This is a genomic window from Lysinibacillus sp. A4 (assembly GCF_024919535.1).
Lineage (GTDB): Bacteria > Bacillota > Bacilli > Bacillales_A > Planococcaceae > Lysinibacillus > Lysinibacillus capsici.
The window spans coordinates 25,707-37,138 of record NZ_JANWTB010000010.1; the positions used below are offsets into that span (position 1 = coordinate 25,707).

13 protein-coding genes are annotated in these 11,432 nt (G+C 35.4%); 5 read left to right on the forward strand and 8 right to left on the reverse strand.

Going from position 1 to position 11,432, the window contains the following annotated elements; genetic code table 11:
- Positions 1-610: 610 nt before the first annotated feature.
- Positions 611-2,092, forward strand: coding sequence for an Lsa family ABC-F type ribosomal protection protein (locus tag NY607_RS18440; RefSeq protein ID WP_259420121.1), 1,482 nt, complete (start codon positions 611-613; stop codon positions 2,090-2,092).
- Between the two features lie 31 nt (positions 2,093-2,123).
- On the opposite strand, the gene NY607_RS18445 is transcribed toward NY607_RS18440, so the two are convergent.
- Positions 2,124-2,543 (reverse strand): hypothetical protein, encoded by a 420-nt coding sequence (locus NY607_RS18445; RefSeq protein ID WP_237900856.1) that lies wholly within the window; start codon positions 2,541-2,543, stop codon positions 2,124-2,126.
- Positions 2,544-2,633: 90 nt separating this feature from the next.
- On the opposite strand from NY607_RS18445, the gene NY607_RS18450 reads away from it, so the two are divergent.
- Positions 2,634-3,374 carry a DUF3888 domain-containing protein gene (locus tag NY607_RS18450; protein ID WP_259420122.1) on the forward strand — a complete coding sequence of 247 codons (741 nt, stop codon included), beginning with the start codon at positions 2,634-2,636 and terminating at the stop codon, positions 3,372-3,374.
- Between the two features lie 27 nt (positions 3,375-3,401).
- Here the strand turns inward: NY607_RS18450 and NY607_RS18455 are convergent, their stop codons facing one another.
- The 3 genes from NY607_RS18455 to NY607_RS18465 all read right to left on the reverse strand — a co-directional run bounded on the left by NY607_RS18455 (position 3,402) and on the right by NY607_RS18465 (position 5,596).
- Positions 3,402-3,869, reverse strand: coding sequence for a DinB family protein (locus tag NY607_RS18455; RefSeq protein WP_259420123.1), 468 nt, complete (start codon positions 3,867-3,869; stop codon positions 3,402-3,404).
- Between the two features lie 45 nt (positions 3,870-3,914).
- Entirely contained in the window at positions 3,915-4,418 is a 504-nt protein-coding gene (locus NY607_RS18460) for a GNAT family N-acetyltransferase (protein WP_048392764.1), read from the reverse strand.
- Between the two features lie 71 nt (positions 4,419-4,489).
- Positions 4,490-5,596, reverse strand: coding sequence for a response regulator (locus tag NY607_RS18465; RefSeq protein ID WP_259420124.1), 1,107 nt, complete (start codon positions 5,594-5,596; stop codon positions 4,490-4,492).
- A 648-nt stretch (positions 5,597-6,244) separates the two neighbouring features.
- Here NY607_RS18465 and NY607_RS18470 point away from each other — a divergent pair.
- A complete protein-coding gene (locus tag NY607_RS18470) occupies positions 6,245-6,610 on the forward strand; it encodes a hypothetical protein (protein WP_259420125.1) in 366 nt (121 codons plus the stop codon).
- 80 nt (positions 6,611-6,690) lie between these two features.
- On the opposite strand, the gene NY607_RS18475 is transcribed toward NY607_RS18470, so the two are convergent.
- On the reverse strand, positions 6,691-7,122 hold the full coding sequence (locus tag NY607_RS18475; RefSeq protein ID WP_259420126.1) for a DUF2935 domain-containing protein: 432 nt from the start codon (positions 7,120-7,122) through the stop codon (positions 6,691-6,693).
- A gap of 71 nt (positions 7,123-7,193) precedes the next feature.
- Positions 7,194-8,609 (reverse strand): MocR-like pyridoxine biosynthesis transcription factor PdxR, encoded by a 1,416-nt coding sequence (gene pdxR, locus NY607_RS18480; RefSeq protein WP_259420127.1) that lies wholly within the window; start codon positions 8,607-8,609, stop codon positions 7,194-7,196.
- A gap of 166 nt (positions 8,610-8,775) precedes the next feature.
- On the opposite strand from pdxR, the gene NY607_RS18485 reads away from it, so the two are divergent.
- Positions 8,776-9,393 carry an FMN-binding negative transcriptional regulator gene (locus NY607_RS18485; RefSeq protein WP_259420128.1) on the forward strand — a complete coding sequence of 206 codons (618 nt, stop codon included), beginning with the start codon at positions 8,776-8,778 and terminating at the stop codon, positions 9,391-9,393.
- A 45-nt stretch (positions 9,394-9,438) separates the two neighbouring features.
- Here NY607_RS18485 and paiA read toward each other — a convergent pair whose 3' ends face one another.
- On the reverse strand, positions 9,439-9,957 hold the full coding sequence (gene paiA / locus NY607_RS18490; protein ID WP_259420129.1) for a spermidine/spermine N(1)-acetyltransferase: 519 nt from the start codon (positions 9,955-9,957) through the stop codon (positions 9,439-9,441).
- Between the two features lie 127 nt (positions 9,958-10,084).
- Here paiA and NY607_RS18495 point away from each other — a divergent pair, with 127 nt between their 5' ends.
- Positions 10,085-10,687, forward strand: coding sequence for a YczE/YyaS/YitT family protein (locus tag NY607_RS18495; protein ID WP_259420130.1), 603 nt, complete (start codon positions 10,085-10,087; stop codon positions 10,685-10,687).
- 47 nt (positions 10,688-10,734) lie between these two features.
- Here NY607_RS18495 and NY607_RS18500 read toward each other — a convergent pair whose 3' ends face one another.
- Positions 10,735-11,343, reverse strand: coding sequence for a DUF4304 domain-containing protein (locus NY607_RS18500; RefSeq protein ID WP_237900839.1), 609 nt, complete (start codon positions 11,341-11,343; stop codon positions 10,735-10,737).
- Positions 11,344-11,432: the final 89 nt, after the last annotated feature.

The window sequence follows — 11,432 nt, forward strand, 5'->3', positions numbered from 1 at the left end:
ATTAAAAAATAAATAAAATTAATTTCTGAATTAAAAATGTTAATTAATCGTTGCTGTATTGCTTGTCTTAAGCATCATTACGCAGTACTCTATGTAGTGTTTTCTATTTCTACTTGTAGCTAGCGGCATTAGTTAGAGAATGACAGTTTAGAATTGAAAATAAGGTTACATTGTATTCTGTAAAAAAATTTGTTACTATAAAAAGACAATTATGAGAGGACTGATGAATGGACAATGAAGAACTAAACTATATTTTTATTTGAATTGAATGATTTCAAACACAAAATATAGGGTTAGTCTATCCATTTTAACTATCAGTTTGCATTTTATTTGTCATGACACAAATGGCAAATCGCATTTATTCAGAGAAAGACTAATCCTTCCAATGCACAGTTGGAGGGATTTTTTCTTGCTTTCATAGTTGATTTTGTACCTTTCATTTACCCATAAAGGAGAGGAAAAATATGAGCGATTCAGAAACGATTGTAACGCATGTAACACTCCGTATAAGTCGTTAATATCCATCTACTTATACGGAGAAATCAACCATAGATGGATAGACCGACTTTGTATGAAAAGTAAACTGTTGCAATACAAAGGAGGAATTATCATGTCCATGATACAAGTACAAAACCTAACTTTTTCTTATCCAAGCAGCTTTGACAATATTTTTGAGAATGTCAACTTTCAAATCGATACGGATTGGAAACTTGGATTTATCGGTAGAAACGGACGAGGTAAAACAACATTCTTTCAGTTGTTATTAGGAAATTATGAGTATAGCGGAAAAATCATCTCTTCTGTAGACTTCACTTATTTCCCCTATCCAGTTTCTGATCCAAATAAATATACCCATGAAATATTTGAGGAAATTTGTCCTCAGGCAGAAGATTGGGAATGTCTACGTGAAATAGCTTACCTACATGTAGATGCGGAGGTCATGTATCGTCCTTTTAAAACATTATCTAATGGTGAACAAACAAAGGTGCTGCTTGCTGCGTTGTTTTTGACAGAGGGTCAATTTTTATTAATTGATGAACCAACCAATCACCTAGACACGGATGCAAGAAAGACGGTTTCCGATTATCTTCGCAGGAAAAAAGGATTTATTTTAATTTCACATGACAGAAGCTTTTTAGATGGCTGTGTTGACCATATCCTATCGATTAATAGAGCCAATATTGACGTTCAAAGTGGAAATTATTCTTCTTGGAAGTTAAATTTTGATCGTCAGCAGGAACACGAAGAAGTAACCAATCAACGACTGCAAAAAGATATCGACCGATTAAAACAATCCTCAAAGCGTTCGTCAGGTTGGTCTAATCAAGTGGAAGCCTCCAAAAACGGCACAACCAATTCAGGTTCCAAACTGGACAAAGGCTTTGTTGGACATAAAGCAGCCAAGATGATGAAACGAGCGAAGAACCTGGAATCCAGACAACAAAGAGCTATTGAGGAAAAATCAAAACTGCTAAAAAATGTTGAAAAAACCGAGTCATTGAAAGTAGAGCCATTGGCATATCCATCAAAAGAAATGGTTGTTGTCACGGATGTATCGATTCGGTACGATGACCATATCGTGAATAAGCCTATTAGCTTCAAAGTGGCACAAGGGGATCGAGTTGTTTTAGATGGCAAAAATGGAAGCGGAAAAAGTAGTATGTTAAAACTTATTCTAGGTATGCCCCTCCATCATACAGGCTCCATAAAGCTAGCTTCAGGTCTAGTCATTTCCTATGTTCAGCAGGATACATCCCATTTAAAGGGATTGCTATCGGAATTTATTGAAGAGCATGGTATTGATGAGACGTTATTTAAATCAATCCTGCGCAAGATGGATTTTGAGCGTATTCAATTTGAGAAGGATATCTCTCATTATTCTGGTGGGCAAAAGAAAAAGCTGCTGATTGCTAAAAGCTTGTGTGAGAAGGCTCATTTATATATTTGGGATGAACCACTCAATTTTATTGATATCTATTCACGCATGCAGATTGAAGAGCTCATAAAAAGCTCTCATCTCACAATGGTGATTGTTGAGCATGATCAGGCATTTCAACAAACTGTAGCAACGAAAACGATAGCGATGTCATAAAGAGAAGAATCCATTTATGGATTCTTCCTTTTTAATGATATTGAAACCAATGGATCCATTTAGAATTTGTCTCTTTTACGATATATAGCTCACCTAGTGATGCACTTTGCGCTGGCAGTAATCTTGGAAACCTTAATCGAACAAACCAGGAGTGATTAGCCACATTTTCTCCACAGAAGTTCACCGCCATTTTATAGTAATTCTCCTCCATGCCAGTTAATATGGGCATGGGCTTTATCACCTCAATTTGCCACTCCTGATAATCAGAGCTTGAGCCATATACTTTTGGAATGATGTCAGCTAATGCTTGACTAAGCTCGTCTTTGTCTTTCTCCGTTGTTTTCATCAATACATCTGGATTTGGACATTTTAAGCCTTCATGTTCTGATCCCGAAGTAGCTGTTGGAAATAACAAAAGCATACATAAAAAGGGCATTATTATTTTTTCCATTGTTCAACTCCCTTTCTTTAAAAATGCTCGATAATTTGCTGTGATTGGTGCACTCTATAAAGTATCATCCTGCAGAAAGGTCACTATTCCATGAAAAAATTTGCTTATGTTTTAATGGCTATCTTCACTATGTTCATTCTGCCATGTAAGATTTATGCGCAAAGTGAACAAGCTAATGATCAACTAATCAGGGACACATTCATTACTATCCTTAATCCATTTATTGAAAAGGAAATTGATCATTACTACGGCTATCCTAAGCAGTATGGCTTGTATGATGTGAAAATTTCAAAAATTGTCAAAGAAAGTCAGTTTAGCTTTAAAGTTAGCGTGGAAGTTACGACCTTTGAGCATGCACATTCCCCACCCTACAGTAAGGAAATCATTACGTTTGAAGTCAGTCCAACTGGTGTCAGCACACTTCGCTATATACATGAGGCAGATGATGTAGAAAAGGCAATAAACGCATTCTATAGGGCAACACTGATAGATATACAGCAGAGTTTTAAGCTGGACTTAGCATCTTATACTTCCTACCGATACGATCAATTGCAATATCAAGCTGAAATTAATAATGATATGAAATCCCTTGCTATGATTGCAGAGGAAATAGTGACCCATATTTTATTTCCTGAGCGAAAGATTCCCTACAAAAATGTCATAGACCCTGTCACTTTTATCAAGGGTAATATAGGTTATATGCTCTTTAAAAGGGCGGATGGTACAAATGTAAGCTATCAGCTGCAAAAGAAAGACGGCACATGGATCGTAACAGATAAAACAAGTAAGCCAGGTAGGAAAATGGAGGATCTGTTACCGTGGTATATATAGAAAAATGAAGCCAACTGATTCCATCAGTTAGGCTTCATTCTTTAAGAGCGTTTGCATCATACTTTTTATAATTCCCATGTGAAAATTTTCATGGTTCATATGAAAGACAACCATATCGCCTAATGTTTTCAAACCTAAAAAAGGTTCTTTAAGCGGTTCATGTAGATGTCCTGCACAAGCTTGTTCAATAAGAATTGGTTGTTCCTCTAGGAGCATAATGATTTGATCCATTGTTGGCGGTTGCTCAGTCCAGTCATCTGGTTTACTGCCACTAGGAAACATTACATGATAGGATAGGGGCAAATGCCTTTCTTGTGTGACAGCTTGAAAAACGGTATGATCCCAACCAACTAATAGATGACCAGCATTCCAACGAATATTGTTATGATGTCCAGCGGGTATCTGATCAGCAATATTCTCAGGGATCGTACGTAGAAATTCAACAGTCCAATTACGCCACATTTTCATTTGCATAAATAATTGCGCTTCGTTCATATACTAGCTCCCTTTCTACACGTTTTCAGTATTCGATATCCTAGATTAAATTAATTTATAGTAAATTACGGTTGCTTCTAATTCTCCATCTGGTGAAATAGTATATTGCGGAATTTTCCCTACTTCTTGATAATCTAATGATTTATATAATTTATTAGAAGGATCCCCTTCTCTCGTATCTAAAACGAGCAAGGAGCGGTTTTCTTGTTTTGCTCGTTCCTCTGCTTGTTGCATCAGCGCTCGTCCAATACCGTTGCGTCTAAAGTTGGGATGTGTCATTAACTTGCAAATTTCAGCACGATGAATGCCATTTGGTTTGCTAGTTAAATGCAATTGAATACTACCTGCAATTTCATTATTTATTTTCGCAATGAACAGTAAGACATCTGACGCTAAGACAGATTGCCAATATTTTATCGCTTGTTCTTGTGTGAGTGGAGGTAAAAAACCTACGGATGCTCCTTCATCTACGACCATAATCAATAATTCAGTAAGCCTCTCCAAATCTTGCTCAATATGGTGAAGCTCAATTATTTCAATCTTTTGCATGCCGAAAGCATCTCCTTTTTATAAAATTATTACCTACTATTAAAACAGAAATTACTTTTCCGAAATCGTTTCTAAACGTTGAGTAAGAACTCGTTGTATTTTCTATAAAATTTTTCTGGCACAGCGAGATCAATTTCAGCTAATTTTGCCTCTATAGATTCAAAGAATTTTATACATTCTTGTTTCCTATTTTGTTGAATTAAGAATTCTAACAATTGAAACATATACTGTTCATTGTATTCGTCTAGCTCTAAAAGCTTTTGTAGGCAATTATACTTTAATAAAGTGTGGGCAACGTCTGTACGTGCAATATACTGTTCAAGCACATGTAATACAGATTGCTTTAAGCGGAGCCTGATTTGATTAACCCATAAATACTCCTCATCTATTAAAAAATCACCCTCATAGCAATTCAATAACTGCTGAATGGATTTCTCATCATGTTGATCCTGCTCCAATAGTTGATTCAGCTCATCATAATCAGTTTGAATTTCCGCATTTAATTTATAATGATTATTGACCAAGAGTATGGGATCTTGAATACCATTGTCCTTTAATATCTTTCTTAAATGATAAATAGTTGTATGTAAATTACTAGCTGCCTTTTCAACGCTTAAATCTGGCCACAATTCCTCTAAAAGAACTGCATTTAACATAGGCCGTTTTTGGTGAAATAGTAAATATAAAAATAGTTCACGTACTTTTCTTGTTCGCCACTTCATCACATTATGTTGAACATCCAGTAGATAAAAGCTGCCTAATGTATGCGCATATAATGAGTTTTTCTTCTCATCCCTCTGCGCCACCGTCACGACCATTTTTTTCTGTGCTTTTGTTAGCGCAATAATCAGTCGTTTTTCCTGTACTGGCTTTAATAAATAATCTGTTGCCTCTACTTCAAAAGCCTCCACGGCAAATTGTGTATGAGCTGTAACAAAAATAATTTGTAAGGATGGTTGCTTGTGTAGGAGCTGCTTTGCAAGTTGCATACCGTGTGTGTCTTTCATTTCAATATCTAAAAACACTACATCAATTATTTCTTTTTCAAGAAACTGGAGGGCCTCAGTTGAATTTGTAAATGTTCCCTTAATGTTAAGCTGAAATTGGGCAAGTTGTTGAACCATAATAGTTAAAATATCAATGGCCAGTTTTTCATCATCAACGATCATTATATTCATGTGCCACCACCCTCTGGTAATAAAATGACAATTGTTGTTCCCTTTCCTTCTTCGCTGTAAATTCGTCAACTAGCGTTTTGTATTAATTTAAAATTCTTTTAGAAATTCATAAAGCCATTAGTAATTGTTGTCATTTTTCTTCTAAATTTCCTACACCATTACCATAGATTTAAATTCTTACAAATTGTCCCTCTCTTTTGTAGGCTTAATTCAATGGTCCGACCCTCTAATTTCTTAGAGATAACATGGAACACTGCATTTTTAACTAATGGTTGAATGGACAAAGCAGAGATACCTCTTTTCAGTGCCCCTAAAGATCGATTATTTATGATGTATCTTTACATCATATTGCTCATTGTTTTTACAATCAACCCCTTTTGAGATAGTAGCATACTGTTTTTGGACAAAATCTAAACAAACAATAATAATACCTTTCTTGATGTTTTATTTGTTGTTATTTTAAAAAAATGATTGTGAGCAGATTAAAGATTTTTATTAGCCTCTGCAAGCATGTAAAGTGATCTATTTTTCAATAACTAACTATTGTCTAGTTAGACTTTCCACATTGTTGAAGGAAAATATTAATCATTAAAATTTTTCTAAAAAAATGTTATTATCAGAAAGGATTTTGATTGATGGAGGATTTTGATGAAGATTGATTTTGAAGAGTTATTAAATGGTGTATTTTCATCTTTACAAGCTATTGAAGGAGTAAAATCTGTGGATTCCATTCTTGAAGTACTAAAGGATCGAATTATTTTTCCTGAGATTACCACTCTAATTTTGAACGCTAGGTTTGAGCTGGTTTATTTATTTAACGAGCAGAAAGTAGTGTTTAAAACATTAAAAGAAGTATTGATTGATTCAAATTATATAGAAGAAATTAATTTAATCAATCAACATTGTCATTCAATTGAAAGTATTCTAAATGACTTTGTTAACACAGATACACTTAAAAATTATTCTTTAAGTCTCCTCTCTTTTAAATATAAAGAGAAAATTCCGAACAGTTAATATTGTAATAGGAATAGCGTCTTAAAAATGGAGTATGGTAAATGACTTTTCTCCAAACTCCATTTTCCAGACGCTAAGACCTAGTATTTTTGTTGATATAAAATGGTTTGAGCAATTCCGATAAAATATTCGGATTCTACAATGATATGATTTAATACAACTTTAGCTGTCGGATTTGCGCTTATCGGTTGACTTTCTTGCATAAGCGTTCGGCAAAACTGGATAAATTGATCACTCTGTTGCAGACAAAAGGAAGTCAGCTGTAAAATATCCTGAAACAAAGCTGGAGAAACTTGTCCCTGTGAACGATTGACGGTTTCTATATATCTCACAACTTGCTGATGTGTTTGGGCGAAAGCTTTTTCCCATTCCTTTAACGCCTCAACATATTGCTGCTCCAAATCTTTCACAAGCTCTCTGATTACTACTGTATGCTCCTCTTCTTGATGTTTCCAAAATTCAGCTTCATCTAATACACGTAATGGCATTTGATGGCCATAATAAAATTGCATAAATATCCCCCTCCCACTTATCTCTAATAAATATATACAGGAAATGTGGAAATAGAACTTTGAAAGAGATTTCACGTCATAGTAGAACTGTTAAACCAAGCATTGTTTAATAGCTTAATGCCTGTGTCTATCTCAACTTCCGCTAAGTTAGCAAATCCAAGTAATACCTTTGCAGGCTTAACAACCATGGGATTTGCATAAAAAACAGATGTTGGGTAGACCTTAACACCAGCCATTTTTGCTGTATCAATTAACTCCTCTTCAGTCATCTTATTATTGGGTTCAAGTAAAATATGTAAGCCACTGCTGGCTCCATAAATTTTCCCATTTTCCCCGAAAGTTTGATGAATGGTCTTTAGTAAGGCTTCATATCTTCGCTTGTAACTATTTCGTGTTTTATTTAAGTGTCTCTCCCAATGCCCACTCTCTATAAATAGCTGTAACGTATGCTGATGAAGTCTAGACACAGTTTGAACATAGTAATTGTTCTGATGAAATAAATCCATTAATTTTCTAGGTAATATCATATAGCTTAGCTTAATGGCTGGAATCAAAGATTTTGAAAAGGTGCCCATATAGATGACGCGATCACTTGAATCTAATCCCTGTAATGCAGGAATCGGTTTTCCAGCATATCGAAATTCTCCATCATAATCATCCTCGATGATATAAGCATCTTCTTCCTTAGCCCATTCTAGTAATGCTAATCTTCTTGAAATAGGCATAACCATTCCCAGTGGAAATTGATGGGAGGGTGTGACATAAACAGCCTTAATGTTATTTTTTCTTAACGGATCGATATGAATACCATGCTCGTCAAGTGGGATTGGTTTCACCTTTATACCATTGTCTTTTAACAGGCAACGAACACGATAATAACCTGGATCTTCCATAGCAAAAAGCTCATTTCGTCCAATTAGGTTACATACGATACCAAGAAGAAACTGCAAGCCTGCTCCTACAACGATTTGCTCTGCACTGCATTGTACTCCTCTTGATTCATAAAGATAGCTTGCCATATAATTTCTTAATTCCAGCTCTCCCTGTGGATCTCCGTATAAAAGGAGTTGAGCCTGTTCTTCATCAAGGCTCTGCATTGATAATTTACGCCATATTTTAAAGGGAAAATCTTTTAAATTAATATCTCCATAATTAAAATCGTACTTAATTGCTGGTCGTTCTTGTTTCTGCTGAATCGCTAATTGTGGTTCAAAATGATGAGGGCCTTCTTGAAAATAACCTTTTTCAAGATCAACCACATATAGTCCATCTCGCTCTTTACTGATCACATAGCCCTCTGCAAGGAGCTGCTGATAAGCTGCATCTACCGTGTTGCGACTAATCTGTAAATGTTTAGCTAGACTACGCTGAGACGGCAATTTGCTTTGAGCCCTTATCTTTCCATTTTGGATCTCTGCTTTTATATAGTTATATAATTGAAGGTAAAGTGGTTCCTCATTATTCAGGTTTGGGGTCATTTCGAGCATGATGCTTGGCTCCTTTAGAAATAGCGTTATTGGCACTTTTATGAGGTGCCAGTGATTGATTATAATAAAATCTACATTGTTGAGTAGAAATTGTAAAGACATGCCTGCACAATTATTTGTTTATTCGAAAAGCTCGCGATGATTTTATGTATAAGGAGAGATTTCCATGTATGTTCCTAAGTATTACAAAGTATCGGATTTAGAAGAAATCAAAGAATTTATTCAACATAATTCCTTTGCAACAATCGTTTCAATTCGAAAAGGTAAGCCTATTGCAGCCCATATACCCGTGTTGCTGAAAAAAATCGAGGATGACTATTATCTGACAGGTCACTTAGCCTATGGTAACCCTTTATGGAAGACCTTTGAGGAAGTACAAGACATTCTCGTGATATTTAACGGTCCACATGCCTATATCTCTTCTTCGTGGTATGAGCATGAAAATGTGCCAACCTGGAATTATCAAGCTGTCCATGTATATGGAAAGGCAAGTCTGATTGAAGGAATAGCTTTAGAACAAGATTTGACTAGCTTACTTGAAAAATATGAGTCATTCCGTGAAAATCCTGTGTTGTGGGATAAACTATCTCCTGAGCTTTTGCAACAAGAAATGAAAGGAATAAAGGGGTTTAAAATAAAGGTGGAAGAAGTACAGGCAGCCTATAAATTAAGTCAAAATCGAAGTGCTAGTGATTACGCCAATATAATAAAAGAACTTTATAAAGAGGAAAATCCACATGCTGATGCGTTGGCTGAGGCGATGAAGAAAAATAGAAGCCATTAAAATAGCAGGCAGAAATGTTGTGAATCAACGTTTCTGCCATAAAATTTAGGCAAGTGTTTTTGTCATGATAAGGTCAATTTGTTCTTCGTCACCCATATAAAATGAGTGGGCGCCTGTTTGGACAAAGCCTATTTTCTGATAAAAACCGATGGCACTGTCATTTTTCTCCCAAACCCCTAGCCAAATGCTTTTTTTGCTTTGAGCCACAGCCTCCTCTATTGCTTTATTCATAAGGTATTTGCCAAGCCCTTTTCCTTGATATTGATGTCGAACATAAATTCTCTCCACCTCTAATGACTCATCCCCCATTAGTTCGGATTGTGCTTCATTGACATTTACTTTTAGATAACCAGCTATTTCTTCCTCATAATAGATAAAATAGAATGCTGAATCCAAATTGGCCAATTCCTTCTCTAGCTGTTGCTTATGAAAGGCACGCTCTAAATAAGCCTTCATATTTTCGGGGGAGTTCTGATCTTTAAATGTATCATTAAATGTTTCAATACTTATTGCTTGAAGCTGTTTTAAATCTGCGTGTTCACACTTCTCTAATTTAACAGACATTGATTCCACTCCTTTGTTGTAAACTCTTTCTGGATTTTATATTGCAAATGCAATAAAAAGAGTATATAGTCAATTTAACGCAATTTTGTTGTATTTGCAATAAAAATAGTAGGAGGAGGTCTATTAGTTGAAATATGTCTTTTATGTAGTGGGCATTTTAATTTTAACGCTAGGTATTTCGCTCACGATTCAATCTAAACTCGGCACATCACCTTTCGATGCACTTCTAGTAGGATTATCTAAAAATGTGGGGCTTACTGTAGGTAGTTGGGAAATCATCTTAGCACTCCTATTAATAGGTAGCAATTCTCTATTAGCTAGAAAAAGACCTGAAATTTTAGGGTTTGTCACCGCATTGATCACTGGCATAGGGATTGATATGTGGTTATTTTTATTACATGATTTAGTAACCCCAGATCTTTGGTTTAGCCAAGCTGTTTGTTTTACCATTGGATTAGTTGTGGTTGGATTAGGAACGGCAACTTATTTACATACAAATTTTGCACCAATTCCTGTAGATCGACTTACTTTGATCATCAAAGAATTAACAAGAAAAACGGTTTTCTTCTCAAGAACCCTTATTTATATTTTATTTTTAATGTTAGCTATCATTTTTAATGGCCCCATCGGTGTCGGTACATTATTAACAGTTTGCTTTGGTGGTTATATCCTCCATTTTTTTATGCCGATAACGGGAAGAATACTAGATAATATACTGAACAACTCCTAAAATATAAAACCAGATTCTCGTTCAAGAATGAGCTCTGGTTTTGATGACTAATTTTCCCCAAATTCCACACCGTATTGATCGAAAATGGCTTGGTATTTATTTTGAAAAATGGACCACCTCTGTTCGGTTCCATGCTTCTTCTGCAATGCATTAAAATAGAGCTTTGCTGTTGTTACATCATTGGCTTGTAATAAAAAATGAAAACTTTCTTCGCCCAAGTGCAAAAATGGCCCTGCTATATAATAATCAACAATGGATCTTGCAGAAGTCATCGTTTCATAGAAATTATGAACCTCCTCTAACCCCAGCAGCAATATTTTTGTAAATTTGTCCAAATTTGTAGTGGCTGTGATGGAAAATCGATCAGGTGCATCTTCGACAATGGAGTTAATCCTTGCTCGGAAGTGACATTCTGCTTCTTTGGGTGCTGTCACCATTTCTCTTGATTGTAGCCGTGCTAGCTCTGCCGCATATATCCCACAGTTCACATAAAACATCATAGTGTCGGCTGTATTACCAGAGGATTTTTGGAAATTGATCAGATAGATAAGGTTTTCGTTTGTTCGATAGAAATTCAATCCTTTCTTTTTAAAGCCTAGCTTGAGTAGAAATGGCTTGATGTCCTGTTTTATTAATTCATTAAAAATTTGCTGCAATGGAATACCTCCTTCTCCTTTAGTATTCATTCGATTTATGTTTCCTTATTATTTCATTAGCTCGCAGCTGTATTTCTTCATGTTGAACC